Source organism: Streptomyces sp. NPDC079020, from assembly GCF_044542225.1.
Classification (GTDB): Bacteria; Actinomycetota; Actinomycetes; order Streptomycetales; family Streptomycetaceae; genus Streptomyces.
The window spans coordinates 124,953-141,869 of sequence record NZ_JBITUB010000005.1 but is presented as its reverse complement, the minus strand read 5'-3'; the positions used below and the strand labels follow the sequence as shown (position 1 = coordinate 141,869).

14 protein-coding genes and 1 pseudogene are annotated in these 16,917 nt (G+C 70.7%); 9 read left to right on the top strand and 6 right to left on the bottom strand.

Annotated features, from left to right (window positions below; genetic code table 11):
• Positions 1-34: 34 nt before the first annotated feature.
• The 3 genes and pseudogenes from ACIGJO_RS12435 to ACIGJO_RS12425 all read left to right on the top strand — a co-directional run.
• Positions 35-763, top strand: a pseudogene (locus ACIGJO_RS12435) (class I SAM-dependent methyltransferase); the annotation flags it as partial.
• Positions 764-1,086: 323 nt separating this feature from the next.
• The gene (locus ACIGJO_RS12430) at positions 1,087-1,977 is read left to right on the top strand and encodes a M20/M25/M40 family metallo-hydrolase (RefSeq protein WP_399956101.1); all 891 of its coding nucleotides are present in this window, start codon (positions 1,087-1,089) and stop codon (positions 1,975-1,977) included.
• A gap of 37 nt (positions 1,978-2,014) precedes the next feature.
• Positions 2,015-3,463, top strand: coding sequence for a M1 family metallopeptidase (locus ACIGJO_RS12425; protein ID WP_399956098.1), 1,449 nt, complete (start codon positions 2,015-2,017; stop codon positions 3,461-3,463).
• Positions 3,464-3,665: 202 nt separating this feature from the next.
• On the opposite strand, the gene ACIGJO_RS12420 is transcribed toward ACIGJO_RS12425, so the two are convergent.
• Together ACIGJO_RS12420 and ACIGJO_RS12415 are read right to left on the bottom strand one after the other, a co-directional pair.
• On the bottom strand, positions 3,666-5,837 hold the full coding sequence (locus tag ACIGJO_RS12420) for a TerD family protein (protein WP_399956095.1): 2,172 nt from the start codon (positions 5,835-5,837) through the stop codon (positions 3,666-3,668).
• 92 nt (positions 5,838-5,929) lie between these two features.
• Complete coding sequence (locus tag ACIGJO_RS12415) at positions 5,930-8,455, bottom strand: helix-turn-helix domain-containing protein (RefSeq protein ID WP_399956092.1); 2,526 nt, start codon at positions 8,453-8,455, stop codon at positions 5,930-5,932.
• A gap of 234 nt (positions 8,456-8,689) precedes the next feature.
• Between ACIGJO_RS12415 and ACIGJO_RS12410 the strand changes: the two genes are divergently transcribed.
• The 4 genes from ACIGJO_RS12410 to ACIGJO_RS12395 all read left to right on the top strand — a co-directional run bounded on the left by ACIGJO_RS12410 (position 8,690) and on the right by ACIGJO_RS12395 (position 12,315).
• Positions 8,690-8,917: a hypothetical protein gene (locus ACIGJO_RS12410; RefSeq protein ID WP_399956089.1), complete on the top strand. Its 228-nt coding sequence runs from the start codon at positions 8,690-8,692 to the stop codon at positions 8,915-8,917.
• A gap of 126 nt (positions 8,918-9,043) precedes the next feature.
• The gene (locus ACIGJO_RS12405) at positions 9,044-10,267 is read left to right on the top strand and encodes a serine hydrolase domain-containing protein (RefSeq protein WP_399956086.1); all 1,224 of its coding nucleotides are present in this window, start codon (positions 9,044-9,046) and stop codon (positions 10,265-10,267) included.
• Positions 10,268-10,421: 154 nt separating this feature from the next.
• Complete coding sequence (locus ACIGJO_RS12400; RefSeq protein ID WP_399956083.1) at positions 10,422-11,444, top strand: alpha/beta hydrolase; 1,023 nt, start codon at positions 10,422-10,424, stop codon at positions 11,442-11,444.
• A 442-nt stretch (positions 11,445-11,886) separates the two neighbouring features.
• Positions 11,887-12,315, top strand: coding sequence for a DUF3592 domain-containing protein (locus tag ACIGJO_RS12395; protein WP_399956080.1), 429 nt, complete (start codon positions 11,887-11,889; stop codon positions 12,313-12,315).
• 25 nt (positions 12,316-12,340) lie between these two features.
• Here ACIGJO_RS12395 and ACIGJO_RS12390 read toward each other — a convergent pair whose 3' ends face one another.
• Positions 12,341-13,216 (bottom strand): hypothetical protein, encoded by an 876-nt coding sequence (locus tag ACIGJO_RS12390; RefSeq protein WP_399956077.1) that lies wholly within the window; start codon positions 13,214-13,216, stop codon positions 12,341-12,343.
• A 110-nt stretch (positions 13,217-13,326) separates the two neighbouring features.
• Positions 13,327-14,169: an SDR family NAD(P)-dependent oxidoreductase gene (locus ACIGJO_RS12385; RefSeq protein ID WP_399956074.1), complete on the bottom strand. Its 843-nt coding sequence runs from the start codon at positions 14,167-14,169 to the stop codon at positions 13,327-13,329.
• 210 nt (positions 14,170-14,379) lie between these two features.
• Between ACIGJO_RS12385 and ACIGJO_RS12380 the strand changes: the two genes are divergently transcribed.
• Positions 14,380-14,979: a TetR/AcrR family transcriptional regulator gene (locus ACIGJO_RS12380; protein ID WP_399956071.1), complete on the top strand. Its 600-nt coding sequence runs from the start codon at positions 14,380-14,382 to the stop codon at positions 14,977-14,979.
• Positions 14,980-15,105: 126 nt separating this feature from the next.
• A complete protein-coding gene (locus ACIGJO_RS12375) occupies positions 15,106-15,381 on the top strand; it encodes a hypothetical protein (protein ID WP_399956068.1) in 276 nt (91 codons plus the stop codon).
• 314 nt (positions 15,382-15,695) lie between these two features.
• Here the strand turns inward: ACIGJO_RS12375 and ACIGJO_RS12370 are convergent, their stop codons facing one another.
• Together ACIGJO_RS12370 and ACIGJO_RS12365 are read right to left on the bottom strand one after the other, a co-directional pair.
• A complete protein-coding gene (locus ACIGJO_RS12370; protein WP_399956065.1) occupies positions 15,696-16,106 on the bottom strand; it encodes a VOC family protein in 411 nt (136 codons plus the stop codon).
• A 230-nt stretch (positions 16,107-16,336) separates the two neighbouring features.
• Positions 16,337-16,864: a hypothetical protein gene (locus ACIGJO_RS12365; RefSeq protein WP_399956062.1), complete on the bottom strand. Its 528-nt coding sequence runs from the start codon at positions 16,862-16,864 to the stop codon at positions 16,337-16,339.
• Positions 16,865-16,917 lie beyond the last annotated feature (53 nt).

The following is a 16,917-nucleotide window of genomic DNA, read 5'->3' as shown; positions in this document are numbered from 1 at the left end:
GACATCGCCGCTCGCCCGAGGAATGGTTGCCGGCATGCGAGAGAACCGGATCTGGGACGCCGAAACAGCCCGGAGCTATGACACGCCCGGCACCGGAATGTTCGCTCCGGAGGTTCTGGATCCGGTGCTCGACCGGCTCGCCGAACTCGCCGATGGCGGGCGGGTGCTGGAGTTCGCCATCGGTACCGGCCGTGTGGCGGTCCCGCTCGTACGGCGCGGAGTGCCGGTCACCGGCATCGAGCTGTCCCGGCCGATGATCGACCGGCTTCGTACGAAGGCGGATGCCACGACGATCCCGGTCGTCGTGGGAGACATGGCGACCGCCAGAGCCCCCGGCACGTTCCAGCTCGTCTGTCTCGTCTACAACACCATTTCCAACCTGCTCACCCAGGACGAACAGGTCGCCTGCTTCCGCAACGCCGCCCGGCACCTCGCACCGGGCGGGCGGTTCGTGATCGAGCTGTGGGTTCCCGAGCTCCGGAAGCTCCCACCGGGACAGCAGGCCGTGGTCTGGCAGTCCGAGACCGGCTACATCGGTCTGGACACCTACGACGTGCTGCGCCAGCGGGTCGTCTCCCACCACTTCCGGTTCGACGACGACGGGACGTCGCAGTTGTTCCGCAGCCCGCACCGCTACATCTGGCCCGCCGAGCTGGATCTCATGGCGCGGCTGGCCGGCTTCGAGCTGGAGACCCGGCACGCCGACTGGAACGGAGGCGGGTTCACCGCCGAATCCCGCTCCCATGTCTCCGTCTACCGGCTCGCACACGGGTTGCGCGGCGCGAGGACGGCGCAGTCGCGGGGGAGCGGCTGTGCCCGCGGCGTACTGCCGCGCCGGGCCCCGGCCGGCGAGCGTCGGTATCCGACCGGAGCCCGCACGCCGCAGGCCGCGCACCCCAGCAGTAGCTCCGACCCGGTATGCGGGCCGCCCCCGGACGCGGGCGGAACCGCCGAGCGTGCCGCCCGTGCGCCGCGAACTACCGTGCGGCCACAGGTTTCTGACAGCTCCCTGACATCCACCGGCGACTCTCTTCCTCCGGCTCCACGCCGGACGTTCCGCCCTTCCCCTCAAGGAGAGAGTCCCGCATGGACATACACCGCCGGATCCGGCGCACGGGCGCGGTGCTCGGCCTGTGCGCGGCGCTGATCGCCGCCCCCGCCGCGGCCGCGGCGGGGCCCCCGGAGCCGAAGTCTCCGCACGCCCCCGAGGTCACCGCGGACCAGGTCATGCCGCACCTGCGGGCGCTCCAGTCCGCCGCGGACCGTACCGGAGGCAACCGCGCCCACGGCACCAGGGGATTCCAGCAGTCGCTGACGTATGTGAAGGGGGTGCTGGACAGGGCGGGCTTCCGTACGAGCCTGCGGCCGTTCACGCACAACGGCGCCCCCGGGTACAACCTCATCGCGGACTGGCCGGGCGGCGGCGACCCGGACCACGTCGTTCTCGTCGGCGCCCATCTCGACAGCGTCGGGGCGGGGCCCGGCATGAACGACAACGGCTCCGGTTCGGCCGCCGTGCTCGCCACGGCCGTCGCCATGTCGCGGGCGGGCGTCGCGCCGAAGCGCCACCTGCGGTTCGCCTGGTGGGGTGCGGAGGAACAGGGCCTGATCGGCTCCAAGGACTACGTGCGCAAGCTCTCCGCAGCCGAGCGCGAGAAGACCGATGTCTACCTCAACTTCGACATGACCGGCACCAGGAGTGTGCGGCAGTGGCTCGTCGTCCATGACGAGCCCAGGGCCACGGAAGCGTTCGAGGCGTACTTCGCGGCCGTGGGGCTGCCCACGTTCGACGTCGGCATCGGAGGTTCGGACCACGAATCCTTCGGCGACGCCGGAATCCCGGTCTCCGGCTTCAGTACCGGCCTCGGCGACTGCTACCACGACGCGTGCGACCGCATCGGCAATGTGGACCCCGCGGTCCAGACCCTCAGCGCCAACGCCGTCCTCGGCGTGACCTGGCAGCTCGTCACCCGCTGATCACCGACCACCGCCACCACGGCTGGGAGCAGGACCTATGCACAGCACAACGAGAGGTCGCCGCTGTCCCGCGCTGGTGGGCATCCTGGCAGGCAGCGTACTGCTGACCGCCGTGCCCTCCGCGGCCACCACCGGCGGCAACGGGTCCGGCATCGGGGACCCCTACTACCCCGACGACGGAAACCCCGGATACGACGTCTCCCACTACGACGTCCGCGTGGCCTACGACCCGGACCGCCCCGACCGTCTCACCGGCGACACCACCGTGAGCGCCACGGCCACCGTCGGCCTCGACCGCTTCCACCTGGACCTGGAGGGCTTCGAGGTCGGTTCGGTCACCGTCGACGGCCGCCCCGCCAAGAGCTTCACCCGCATCGGGGCGCACGAACTGGTCATCACCCCGGCCCGCCGCATCACCGAGGGAAGCCGCTTCGCCGTACGTGTCCGCTACTCCGGAAAGCCCGTCGGCGAGAGCTGGCACAGCTTCGCCGACGGCGGGGCGAACGTGACCGGCGAACCGCACTCCGCCACCGCCTGGTACCCCGCCAACGACCATCCGTCCGACAAGGCCACCTTCCGGCTCACCGCGACGGTCCCCGACACCTGGACCGTGATCGGCAACGGCCGCCCCGGCCCGGTCACCTCATCGGCCGAGGCCACCAGGACCTTCCGCTGGTACGAGGACAAGCCGCTCGCCACCTACGTCAGCACCATCGCCATCGGCAGGTTCGCCGTCAACACCTCGCAACTGGCCGACGGCACCCCGGTGATCCACGCCTACGGTCCCGGGGCCGTGATCGATCCCGACGCCGAGGCACTGCTGCCGGAGATCATCGGCTTCCTGGCCTCGAAGTTCGGCCCGTATCCCTTCTCCTCGGCCGGCGGCATCGTCACCGGCTCCCCGGCCGAGGAAGGCAGCGGCCCGCTGGCACTGGAGACCCAGAGCCGTCCGACGTACGAGGGCGTGATGTTCGACTCCTCGATGGTCCACGAGTACGCCCACCAGTGGTTCGGCAACAGCGTCTCGTTCTCGGACTGGCGTGACGGCTGCCTCGCCGAGTGCTTCGCCCAGTACACGAACCAGCTGTGGGAGGAGAAGGGCGGTGCCGACCTCGACACCGGCTTCTACGCCGGCACGGTGGAGGAGAACAGGGAGAACCCCGGGTTCTGGAATGTGCGGCTCTACGACCCGGGCCGGGGCAAGGAGCTGGACCCGGCACTGTACGACAAGGGGCCGCTGATGCTGCACGCGCTGCGGCGGACCGTCGGGGACGCGGCCTTCTTCGGGACCCTCAGGCGGTGGCAGAAGGAACACCGTTACGCGAACGCCTCCTGGAGGCAGTTCGAGGCGCTCGCGAAGAAGGTCTCGCCGCGGCAGGACCTCACTGGGTTCTTCGACGCCTGGGTGCACGGCACCGTCATTCCGGAGCGGAAGTACCTGTACCCCGGAAGCCTCGGCGCCGTCGCGGCCGCAGGCAAACGGTAGCCGCCGATCCGGCGGCCCGTCCAGGAGCGCGGAACCGCCGTGGGAGCCACGGCCGCCCGTCCCGGGGGCGAGGACGACGATGCCGGGCTGCCGTTCGGCACCCCGGCATGACGTCGGCGGCAAGGAAAGCGGAGGGACTGGTATCTGTGAGAGGAGTGAGAAGGAAGTCCGTCCATGGCCTCGCCGGGGCCAACGGTAGCAGTCAGGCGGGGATCAGGGCACGCAGGTTTTCCGGGGTGATGACCAGCGAATCCGGGTGCAGTCCGTCCGGGCGTTCCAGACCGATGTAGGTGACGGGGCCGGCCGGGACCGAAGCGCCGTCCCAGAGCGTGACGGCGCTCGCGCGAGTGGCCATCAGGCCCGTGAGGTACCGGACGGTGAGGTGATCGCGCTCGACGATGCCCCGCACCAGCGTGGCGACCGACACCCGGTTCCCCTCGACGCGGTTGGCGTGCGGAGCACCCCGGAGATACAGGTGGAGCCACTTGGCGTACCAGCGGCCGTCACCCCCGCGCAGGAACACCAGGGGCAGCGCGACGCGGCCGGGCCCCCGCAGTTCCGACTTCATGCGCACGGTACGCGGCTCGAAGGGACGGCCCCGCTGCTCGGCGTTGCGCAGCATGAAACCGAAGAACGACTCCTCGACCTCTTCGAAGCCTTCCCCCGCGTAGATGTTGACCTGCGGAACGATGAATGTGCCGCGCACGGCGTCCAGACGCAGATCGATGAACTCCGAGGCGCCGTCGGGCGCGTCGGTGATGTCGCCGGAATGCGCGCCCCCGACGTCCGAGAGAGCGGTGTACGACAGCCAGGAGACGGTCGCGTACGAGGCGTCCAGCATCAGCGCCGACAGATCGTAGTCGGTTCTGCGCTCCGTCTGTTTCCAGTGGACGAAGAAGCGCAGCAGCTCACCGTCGACGGGGGAGAGGGAACCGCGCGGCAGCACGCCGAGTCCGGAGGCCGTCGCCCTGCCGCTGAGCGGGAGCGCGACATCGAGGATGCCGGGGTCGATCAGGAGGTGCTCCGGCTCCGGAAGGCGGCTGCGCGTCTCCGCGTCGAGAACGGCGGTCAGGCGTTCGCGCTCGGACGGCGGCACAGGAGGGCGGGTGTCGGCGGTGACCCAGGCCCGGGCGAGACCGTTGACGAAGACGCGGCGGTCGCCCGCCTCCCGCACCCGGTTGTGGAAGTGCTCGCGGACCGACAGCAGGACCCGGCCGGAGACCTGCGGGGCGGCCCGCTCGGCAGCGGCCACGACGGCATCGCGCTCATCCTGGGTGCGGCACACGCGCAGCAGACGGTCCAGGGAGCGGAACAGCTTGCCCGGGGCGGCCGTCAGCAGCCGTGTGGCACCCATGACGTCGTTCCTGCCCAGCAGCTCTTCGACGTGGCTGTCGAAGGACCGGGCCTCCTTCTCCCCCCGGGCCACGGCGAACACATCGGCGGCGTGCGGCCGGCCCGGGTACTCGTGCGGGTGGAGGCGCTCGCCGAGCCGCTTGAACGCCTCGCGGTGCGCGGTGACATCGGCGAGCTTGGCGGGGGCCGCCGCGACGACCGCGTCGAGGCCGGCGATCAGGGCGCGGCGGACGGGCCGGGACAGCGACCGGAACCGGGTGGGCTGCACCAGGCTCACATCCCCGTCCGACAACGCGCAGGCGAGACGGAGCACATCGGTGACCGTGTCCAGCAGCAGGTCCCCGCCGGCGCCGAGGCGGGCGATGTTGATGACGGCGCGGACCTCCCGTACCGGGATCGCCTCCGGCTGGGGGCCGTCGGCACAGTGCTCGGCAAGGACACCGAGGTCGCGCAGCCCGTCCTCGCCCAGCGGGGTGGTGCTGCCCGCCAGGGCCAGGTACAGGGCGGTGACCTCGTCGTCCGGGCTGCCGCCCAGATGCAGCACCGTCATCCGGTCGCCCGCCGCCGCGATCAGCTCGTCATGGGCGGCGAGCATCTCGGCGTACGTGTGCCGGTAGTTGCCGTACGACGGGAGGGTCAGCAGGTCGAGCACACCGGTGCCGAGCTGCGCGAGAGTGCTCTCCCGTGAGGCCTCGTCGGCGAGCGCTTCTGCGAGGCACCGCATCCAGAAGTCGTACGTGTCCGGCACATTGGCCGGGAAGTCGACGAAGTAGACGTTGTGCCGCACGTGGTCGCCGGCCATCTCGCGGACGCTGTCCAGCGTGCGTACGGCCGTATCGATGACGGTCTCCTCGGCCAGCCCCGACAGATGCTCCATCAGGGCGGCCGAGAGCTTGAAACCGACGGACATCAGTGCGGCGTCGAACCGGCGCGCCGCGACGTCGCCCCGGCCTTCGGGTCCGAAGGGGGCCGGGAGACGGTGCGTGTGCCGGATGACCAGGGGTTCGAGGCGGTGTGCCATCCGGGCATGCTCCCAGAACCGCGCAGGCCGGCGCACTCGGGTTTTCGAACGCCGCACGTACGGCCGGGCGGGCGCACGGCCGGTGGTGGGAGCTACCCCTGGCGCGTGAACGTGGCCGGCGCATAGCCGGACTGCTGCTCCCGGAACACCCTGCCCAGATGGTGCTGGAGCCGGATATGACGGAACTGGTAGACGGCGCCGGCCCTGCGCAGCACCCCTCGGCGATAGGCGTCGTCCAGGAACGCGGCCGTGTCCCAGGGCAGTTTGCCGGTCAGAGGCAGCCAGAGTCGGCACAGGACCACCCACCGTCCCCAGGCGGTGAAGGAGAGCGCATACGAGAACGCACCGCCGACCCCGCCGACCGAACCGATGACGAGCCCGTCCGACACATTCCAGTTCATCGGCCCCAGGACCCCCTGGAGCAGGGAGGTGACCAGATGCCCGACCAGGGCGATCGCGAGGGTGAGCGCCGGTACGAGTACGAGGACCTGCCGGCGCACCGTCGCGCGGTTCGAGGACAGCAGACCGGCCGGCGTGGCGGCCGAGGAGATGTCCAGCGGCGCTTCGAGCGCGGCCAGGAGCCCGAACACCAGCCCGGCGCCCGCCCCGAAGATCAGCCCGAAGGCCAGCATGTTGATGAGCATGCCCTTGATCACCGCATCGTCGACGAGCGGGAGCCCGTGGTAGAGACGGCGCTGGAGGGCGAGGGCACACGCACACCCGACCCCCATCACGAAGCCGCCCAGCAGCACGGTTCCGAACCGGGCGGTGAAGGTGCGCACCGGCCGACGGCCGACGCCGCTCCCGGTGCCGGGCAGCCGCAGCCGCACATGGGCGGGCTCGAACTCCTCGGCCCCGAACGAGGCGATGAGCCCGTACACGGATCCGAAGGCGAGTCCTGCGACCGACCCCATCAAGGCGCCCAGCAGCAGGACTTCACCGATCGGGTACGGCGCGAACAGGAGGGCGACGAGCCACTCGGAGACGGCGACGCACACGGCGGACGCCACAACGACCGTCATGACACGTGTCGGGAGAGGCAGCGCATTGCCTATCCGCCACCAGGCGAGATCCTGCTGCTCACGGTCGAGCCGGGCCAGGTGGTGAGCGAGATGGCCGAGCCAGCGCTCGGCCCGCGCCGCGCCCCAGTCCCGCTCCGGGGACGGGCGGCCGTCGACGGTCCGCTCGGCGGCCCGGTGCCGGTAGACCGTCGGCACGAAGCCCGCCAGCAGGTGTTCCTCAAGTGAGTGCGCGTCGGGGAAGCGTGCGGAGTCCAGCAGCTCCATCGGATCGCTGCCGGGCGCTTCGCTGTACATCGTCCGTGCCAGGGTGATCATGAGAGGGGTGCTCAGCACCCCGGCGAGGGCGGGCTCCGTACCGCCCTTCCGGGCACGCAGTTCCCTCAGTACGGGATCCCATAACGCCCCACCGCCGCTCCGGCCGTGACCACGGGCGACCGGCCGGGCCGTCCGGGGCAGATAGACGGCCAGGTCGTCGAGGGTGAGGTCGCCGAGCTCGATACCCGCCGCCCACACCAGCGGGGAGCCGGCCTCCTGGACCGCCTCGGCGAACTCGCCACGCCGACTGGTCACCACGAGCGGGAGAGAGGTGGTGTTGAGTGCCTCCAACGCCGTACGCCGAAGTCCTTCCGCGATCTCGTCGAACCCGTCCAGGACGGGGAGTACGAGATCGGCGTCGACCAGGGCGGCGGCCAGTGTCGACCCGCCGGGGGCCCGTCGGGTGAGGTGCGGATGGTCACGCACCAGCCGGTCGATCAGCCAGTCCCGCAACGCGATGGCCGTCGGGTCCCAGGACCCGACACTGAAGATCACCGGCACCCGGTCGAGAGCGGCCCGGGTCTCCAGGAAGTCCAGGACGAACCTGATCGTCAGAATCGACTTGCCCGATCCGGCCCGGCCGAGAACGACCAGCCGCCCGGACGTGATCCGCCGGTAGACCTCGGCCACATTGCGCAGATCACCGCCGAGGTCCAGGTGCGGGGGCGTCGCCCCCGACGGCAACCGCTGAATGTTCTCGGGGTGGTCGGTCAGTGAGGACGGCGCGTCCTGCCAGCGCACCGGCAGGGGAAAGGGATCGTGCACCCGGCGCTGTTCCTCCTCCCGCCGCCAACGACGCCTGATCTCCTTCGCCAATTCGTCGGCGGCGGTGGGGAGTACACCGGGATTCGGCGACGCCCTGCGACCATTTCCCGAAACAGAAAAGGAAACAGGAACAGGAACAGAAAGCGGAATGGGAACGGGCGCGGGAGCGGCGGCACTTTGGGTGGCGGGCCGGCCATCGACCGCTTCGAGCACGTGGGCCGCTTCCGGTACTTCGACCGCTTCGGTCACTTGGGCGGCCGGTAGTCCGGGCGTTGCGGGAGCCGGTACGGTCTGCGCGCCCGTGAGGGTGGCCGCGAGCCGCTGGCGGTCCTCCGCCCCGGCCTCCAGCGCGTCCGCCAAGAGGTTCAGCGTTCCCAGCCGGTGATCTCTGGACCTGCCCGTCTCCAGTCTGCGGATGGTGCGCACACTCACCCCGGACCGTTCCGCCGTCTGCTCCTGCGTCAGCCCCGAACGGGTCCGCAGCCGACGCAGCAACGGGCCCAACTGCTCCGCCACTTCGATACCCCCTCCACACCGAGCGCGGTCGGCCGTGAGCCTACCGTGACGGCCGGTCATATATGGCCGGTGCCATGGCCTGTCCCGCCAGCCGCGGGGAACGCCACGATCAGTGGGTGCCCGCCGCCCGCCACCGGGTGACGTACTCCGCGGGGCCGGACCGGCCCCTCCGCCGCACCCGGACGCCTCCCGTCCCATGAGCACACCACCGACCACGGCCCATGAGGAGTCGACATGGCATACCGCTACTGGTGCGGCGAGTGCGGGTTCAAGACGCCGTGGCTCGGTGAATCCCAGGGCGAGCAGCGGCAGATGGACCACTACGCCCAGCGGCATCCCGGAATTCCCCCCGGCGGCCAGGTCGAGACCGGCCGGAAGGGTGTGGACGGCGGCTGCGGATGTGTTCAGGCGGTGGGAGTCCTCATTCTGCTGCTCTTCATCGCGGCCGCGTGCCGGCGCTGAGGGCTGGGTCCGTTCCGTAATCGTCACCGGATTCCCGTGAACCCCGGATTGCCTCCGCGCGTCGGACCAGACGGCGGCCGGAGGGAATCGGGTCACTCAAACACCATGGAGAACAAAGAGATGAGCATGCTCGACACCCTTGCGGCCCGTACCTCGACGGAAGCGGGGAACTCACCTGCCGACGGCGCGGACAGGCGGCCCGCGCCGGGCCCGAAGCACCGGCGGTGGATGCTGCCTGCCGCCGTGATGTCCTGCCTCCTGCTGAGCGGTGTCGGCCCGGCGAACGCCGCGGACAAGACCCCGGCCGACCTGCTGCGGGCAGGCGCCGAACTGGGGATAGCCGACGGATACCCGGGCGTGATCGGCATGGTGCGCCAGGGCGACACCACCGAATACGTGCGCGCGGGCGTCGGAGACCTCTCCAGCAAGGTGCCCGCCGACCCGAAGGCGAAGTTCCGGATCGGCAGCAACACCAAGGCCTTCACCGCCGCCGTGCTGCTCCAGCTCCAGGGCGAGCAGCGGCTCTCCCTGGATGACACCGTTGCCAGCTGGCTCCCGGGAGCGGTCGACGCCAACGGCTACGACGGAACGAAGATCACGGTCCGTCAGCTGCTCAACCACACGTCGGGCCTGCCCGAGTACTCCAGCAGTGCGCAGATCGCGGGCCCCTACCTCCTCAACTCCAACCCGCGGCAGACCTGGGCCCCGCAGACGCTGGTGGACGTCGCCCTCGCGCAGCACGCCCCGAACTCCGTACCGGGCGAGAAGTTCGGCTACGCCAACACCAACTATGTGCTCGCAGGCATGATCATCAAGGCTGTCACCGGCGCCGACGCGGCCAAGGAGATCACGCGGCGCATCATCGAGCCCCTGGGCCTGAGCGACACCGGCTTCCCCACCACCGATCCCGTCATCTACGGCAACCACCTGCGCGGCTACGTACATCCGGTGACGTTCATCACCTACGACGTCACGGTCTCCGACGTACAGATCTTCGGGCCCGCGGGTGCCATGGTGTCGACCCTCGACGACCTGGCGGCGTTCGGGAGGGCGCTGCTGACCGGAAAGCTGCTGGCGCCCGCGCAGATGACGGAACTCAAGACCACCGTGCCCGCGAACAGTTCGGGAACCTCCGCCTATGGTCTCGGCATCCAGCATCTCCAGCTGCCGTGCGGAAAGTGGGGCTGGGGGCACAACGGCGCGGTGCTCGGCTACTTCAGCCAGTGGCTGTCCAGCGAGGACGGCGACAAGCAGGTGCTGCACGCGAACAACGAGTTCCACATGATGGGCAACACCAAGGGACAGCTCGACACCAGCAAGGGCGCGGTGGACGCCTTCTGCGCACTGTAGGACGCCGGCAGGCCCATCGAACGCAGTAGGTCCAGCAAGTCCCGCACACCGCGGGAACCCGTACTCGGAGAGGACACCCGTGAAATCGCCGCTCGCCGCTTGGCGACCGCACGTGAAAGCAGCGGTCGTTGCCACGGCAATGACTGTCACCGCGATGCTCGCGACGCCGTACGCACACGCCGAGGGCTCCGCCCCTCCCGTGCTGGCCGACGGGTTCGGCCTGACCCAGGTCGCCGGCGGTACCGTGACGCATTCCGACACCGACTTCACGATCACCGTGACCACCCCGGAGGTGTCCGGCCCGCACCGGATCCGGATCTTCCTCCCCCGCGACTACCGGGCCGACCCCGCCAAGCGGTGGCCGGTGACGTACTTTCTGCACGGCGGGGGAGGGACCGTGGACGACGCCGCGGCTGCTCCCGCGCTGCGCTCGGACTCCATGATCACCGTGGTGCCGGACGGCGGCCTGAAGAGCTGGTACGCCGACTGGGTCATGCAGAACACTCCCGTCGGCGCGGCGAACTGGGAGACCTTCCACCTCAATCAGGTCGTCCCCTTCATCGACGCGAACCTGCGCACCATCGCCGACAAGGACCACCGGGCCGTCGTCGGCCTGTCGATGGGAGGTTCCGGGGCCCTGCACTACGCCGAGGCCCGGCCCGATCTCTTCGGCCACGCCGCCTCCCTGTCGGGCGGCCTGGACTTCGACATGGCGGAGATCCGCGGCGCCGTCCTGGCCACCGAACTCAACCTCACGGGCGCATGGTGTGCCGTGAGCACATCCACCCCGGCCGGCACCGGCAAGTGCACCGGCTACGGACCCATCGTCGACAGTGACGCGATCTACGGCTCCCCCTACCCGGTCTTCGACGCGGATCGCGTCTGGAAGGCGGTCAACCCCGCCGCCACCGGCAACCTGGCCAGGCTCACCGGCGTCGAGACCACGATCTACACCGGCGACCAGGGCCTCATCGACCACTTCACCGACATCGCCGCCCGACGCGTCAAGGCCCGAATGGACCAGCTGGGAATCGACAGCCGGCTCGTCGCCTACGGCAACGGGGCGGCGCTGTCCCCAACCTGCGACGGCGGTCACAACTACGGCTGCTGGTCCGCCGCGCTCGCGGACTACATTCCCCGGCTCCAGGCCTCGTTCGACCGACGGGGAGCGGCCTGACACCTGATCGGGGGACACCACCGCCCGGCATCCCTCGTCGCGCCGCCCCGGCGTGCGCGACGAGGGATCACCCCGGGATCATCCGCCGGACGACGTGGAGCGTCCGGCCGGTTCCGTCCTCACCGTCGGCAGCGAGACCGGCACTGCCGGCCTGAAGGACGCCGCGCAGACCGGCGCGGCGCAGGGCCCGCACAGCGATCCCGCTCAGTCGCTCGCGCTCCGGGGCGGGCCAAGGACCGGGAGACGGAGGTCATCGCGCGGGCGGCCGGGACGGCGACCGGGCGCCGCTGCGCCTGCCGCGCTCCCAGGGGTTCCTTGGCGAAGAGCCGCCCCTTGCCGACGGTTGACGCACACGGAATCATGGCCGCCTCCACCCCTGCGGAATTTCGGCCGTCGGGCATACCGGTGCCCGAGGCCGGGCCGTGAGCATTACGGGAGAATCATGGTCATCGCTGTCGTCTATCTCGTCGTCTCCCTGAGTGCGAGCGTGATCTACGGCCGGATACTGGACCGTCAGCTCAAGGGCCCGCAACTGCGGGCCGTCTGGGCGGAGGGACTCACGGCCGAGGCCCGGTGCACGGCTGTGCGGACCGAGGAAGGGCAGGACGCCGAGGGCGGCTTCGTCACTCACCAATACCCCACGCTGGAATTCCGTACGGCCGACGGGCGCACCGTCAGCATCGAGGAGCGCCAGTCGCGTCATGCCCCGGCCGAGGGGAAGTCCGTGACGGTGTATTACAGCGCCGGGAATCCGGACGGCGCGACCACCCGTGCCGCTTCGTTCGGCATGCTCCACGCCAGGGCCCTGATCACCGGGGTGGGCGCGGTGCTGGCGGTGGTCACCGCGGCCGTCCTGGCCCTGGTGCTCTGACCCCGCGGCCCCGTACGCCGGGACTTCATCCGGCCGGCGGCGCGGCGTGCGCGGTACCGTCCGCCGCCGGGTCGATGCCGCTCGTGCGGAAGACCTGTTCCGCCTTGCGCAGGCGGGCGAAGAGGAGCTCCCGGTCGAGCTGTTCCTCGTCCTGGTCCTCGTCGTCGCTGAAGACCTCGTCCACCAGTATTTCGCGCAGCACCTCCTGTACGCCCGTGCCGTACCCCTGCTGGTAGTCGTCCGGAGTGAGGTGGGTCTCCGCCTCCACCGTGGCATCCGTGCGGTGGTCGTCCTCGATGACCAGCCGGGCGCGGATGGTGCGTGCCCGCAGCGTCTGATTGTTGTAGTAGCCGTAGACGACGTCGGCTTCGATGGCGCCGCCGACGGACATCTCGCCTTCGGTGTGCACGGCACGGGCCCGCACATCACCGCCGACGGCGACGACGGAGTCGGGAGCGCAGTCGGCCAGAACGCCGCTGACAGTCAACGAGCCGGTGACCACGAACGTGGACCACACGTCCAGATCCCCGTCCACCACGAGGTCCCCGTGGTGGAAGAACGGGGTGTTCAGCTCCTGGCCGCCGGCCGGCGTACGTACCGTACGGGCGTCCTCGCCCAGAACTTCCGCGCACAGCCCGGGTATCAGAGACAGCCGGTCGGGACGGGCGTGGCCGCGCAGCGCGGCGGTGAACTCCTCCCAGCTCCCGAAATCCGGCTGTACGAGCTCCGTCAGCCAGCCGTTCCCGTCGGGCGGCCCGGCGGCCCGGCCGGCTTCGGTCCGCGTGACCCGCCTCGCCGCGACGACCCGGCGCGCGACCACCATGTCGATGGGCAACGGCCTTGCCACCGACGCCTCCAGCGGGGCCACGGTCTCTGCCCGCGATTCCTGGGCGGGGCTCACAACGCCTGGGTGTGATGGGTTCATCGGGTCATTCATGACCGGATCCTACGAGGGACCTCTGACAGGCCGCCCCCGGCGGCTCAGCATCGACGGTGCGCCGTTCGGCGCGACTACGGTCTCCGGCGGCTCACCAGATCATCGGTGAGGCGATGCAGACGCAGCGCTGCTTCCTGATCGAACGCGGGTCCCTTCAGCGGGAGCCGGCGGGAGGTGCGGTAGGCGGTGAAGCGCTCGCCCGGCGGCTCGTCCAGGAGCCGGGCCATCGGCGCGACGGCCTTGGACACGGACGTCGCGATCAAGGCGAAGGACGCCTTGGTCAGGGCGCGCAGGGGCGGGGGCAGATGGCCGGGCATGCCGGTCGACACCACGCCGGGGTTGTAGCCGACGTAGCGGACCGGTGTGTCGGTGTACAGGGCGGCGAAGGCCACGCCGAGCAGGTCGTTGGCGCGGAAGGACTGGAGCGTGGCCTTGGTGCCGCTGTAGCGGCGTGTCAGTTGCGGGTCGTCCCAGTGGATGCGGCCCAGGGGGGTTCCCGGGGTGCCGACGTTCATGATGACCGGTCGCGGCGCGGACTCCATCGACTCGCGCAGGCCGTGACCGAGGACGTAGCGGCTCAGGTAGGCGAGGGCGAAGCTGTGCTCGAACCCTTCGGGGGTGACGGTGCGGGGGCCGAAGAGCCGGTACCGCTGGGCGCACAGGACGAGTTTGTCGACCGTGGCGCAGGTGCTCCTGACCGCGGTGACGAGTTCCCGGGCCGCGGCGACCGAGGTCAGATCGGCCCGCAGGAAGACGGCTCGGTCCGCGGCCGCGAGGGCTCCCGCCTCCTTCAGCAGAGCCTCCCCCTTGGCGGGCGTACTGCCCACGGCCACCACGCGTGCTCCTCGGCGCAGATAGTGCACGGCGAGCCCCCGGCCGAGTCCGTCGGTTCCTCCGGTGATGACCACGGTCTGCATGTCTGGCTTCCTTCCCTTCCGAACCGAGCGGCCGGCACGCGGCGGGGCGCGTCGGAGCCACTATGCGGATATCGAATATCCACTTAGAGGGACCGTAGCATGAACCGGATATGCTGTATCCGGTTGTGGTCGGGGCATGTGAGCGGAAGGGAGCCGCGGATGGGTGCGCGGAGGGCGGACGGGGAATCCGGTGCCGCGGAGTCACGCCCGTTGAGACGGGATGCCGAGCTCAATCGCCGGCGCATCCTCCGGGCCGGGCACGAGGTCTTCGCCGCACGCGGGCTTCAGGCGACACTCAACGACGTCGCGCACCACGCGGGCCTCGGAGTGGGCACCGTCTACCGGAAGTACCCGGACAAGCAGGCCCTCGCGGCGGCCGTCTTCGCCGAAGAGCTCGACGGGATCGCGGCGATGGCGCGGGAGGCGCTGGCCGAGGACGACGGGTTCGCCGCTCTGGCGGGTTTTCTGGAGAAGGCGCTGGGGCGGGCCGCGGACAACCGCGGACTGCGCGAGCTGATGCGCGACGGCATCATCGAGGGAACCGGCCTGGCCCGAGCGCGGCAGGAGATCAACGCGCGCTGCGAGCAGTTGGTGGCGCGGGCCCACGCCCAGGGAGCGTTGCGCGACGGCGTCACCGGGGCCGATGTCGTACCCATCGCCGCGATGATCGACGCCGTCATGGGCCTGTCGGCCGAACGCCCGCTCGAGACATGGCGCCGGTATCTGGTGATCGTTCTCGACGGGCTTCGTGCCCGGCCGGACCAGGCGCCGTTGCCCACGGCCGGCGGCACGGACCGGCCTCGACGATGAACGCGTCTCACGCCCGGGGGTGTGGCGGGGGCGCGGACCGTGAGCGTGGAGACTTGCGTACGAGAGGTGTTGATGGCGACGGGGGCTCCCGGGCCGGGGCGCGCGTGGTGATCCTCGGGAGGATCGGTGGAACTGCTCCAGCTGCTCGACGAGGCGGTGGCCGCCCTCAAGGCCCCTCTGGAGGAGGCCGACCGGGAACAGGGCTGGACCGATGACCTGCGCAGGGAGTTCCAGGAAGAGATCTCGATCAGCCGTTCGGTACTGCGTCGCCACGGCACGGGCATGACGCGGCACCTGCGTCCGCGCTTCGACGAGTGGCTGGACCACGAGGGCGTACGGCGGGGGAGGCTCCGAGACCTGGTGGCGGAGGTGCAGCAAGGGCTCGTGGACGCACGCGGCTGACTGCGGGGGCGCGATGTGCGCGACGGTCCACCGGCACCATCGATCTGCTGACCTTCGCCTCCGTGCCGCCCGGCAGGACCCCGCCGGACCGGCGGGAGTTCAGGGACCCCGTCCGTCCACGGCTCGTACCCGCCCGCAAGCGCCGTGACGACGTACGTATGTGGGCCATCGACGGTGGGGTACTCGTCCTCGGCCGTGGCGTGGCCGGGCGCCGGGAGGCGGTCGTCGAGGTGGAGGAGGACGTACGCCACCGGGGCACGTGCCGGGCACGCCGAGGCCGCTCAGGTGCTGCGCCGAACCGATGGCCGGACGGCTCAGCCGAGCTGCTGGACGCGGACCAGGTTGCCCGCGGGATCGCGGAAGGCGCAGTCGCGGATGCCGTACGGCTGCTCGGTCGGTTCCTGGACGACCTCGGCGTGCCCGGCCTTGACCTGCGCGAACGTGCCGTCGAGGTCCCGGGTGGCCAGCAGGATCCAGCCGTATGTGCCCTTGGCCATCATCTCGGCGATGGTGCGGCGCTCGTCCTCGGTGATCCCGGGGTCGGTGGCCGGCGGCGCCAGAAGGATGGAGGTGCCGGGCTGGCCGACGGGACCGACCGTGATCCAGCGCATCCTGCCCTGTCCGACGTCACTGCGGACCTCGAAGCCGAGGACGTCGCGGTAGAAGGCCACGGACGCGTCCGGGTCGACGTGGGGGAGGACGCTCGTGTGAATGGTGATGTCCATGATGATCATGCTAAGGGCTGTCCCGCGATCCCCGGCGGATCAGCGCGCGGTGCCGGATGTGGTGCGTCGCGGGGGCGGAGGGCTTGCGCACGTGGATGCGTGCGGGCGTTCCGGCGACGCCGTCCTGGTCGATCCGGCCTGATGAGACCTGATGAGACCCGTTCAGGGCCGGAGCGACACGAGTTCACGGCCGCTTCGCCCGACAGCGGCCGTCCGGGCGGTGGGTACCGTCAGAGGCTGATGACGGCCCAGAGGCTGCGGCCGTCGGTACCGGTGTCCGTGCCGCACGCTGTCACCCCCGTCTGCGCCGTGATCCGGTGAAGGACATCGTCCCCGTCCGGGCTGTGTCCGGGAGTCGGGCCGGTCCGGTGCGACAGGGCGACGATGCACGCGTACCCGTCCTGGTCGGAGAGGTGGACACTGACGCGGCGCCCGGTGTCGGCGACCGCGGCGGTCACCAGGAGCGTGGTCACCGCCCGCACCGCCTCCAGGACCGCGGTGCCGGGCCGGTGTCCCCACTCTCCCAGCTGGGCCACCACTCTGCCTCCGGCGTTGCGCACCGACCACGGGGCGGACTCGAAGGTCCAGTTCGCTCCGCGCCGGTCCCGCATGCCCGCACCGACTCGCGCGGTTCCGGTGAGCGGCCCGTCGGCTCCGACCTCCGGACGGGGCGGCGAGGACGGCTTCTTCGGAGGGGGCGGAGTCTTCGGCGGGTAGCTCGGCGGCGTACCGGGCTCTTCCGCTACAGGCGCGGCCATGAGGATCTCCCGTCGTTCCGGGCATGTGAGGGATGTGCCCGGAGCCAGGGTAG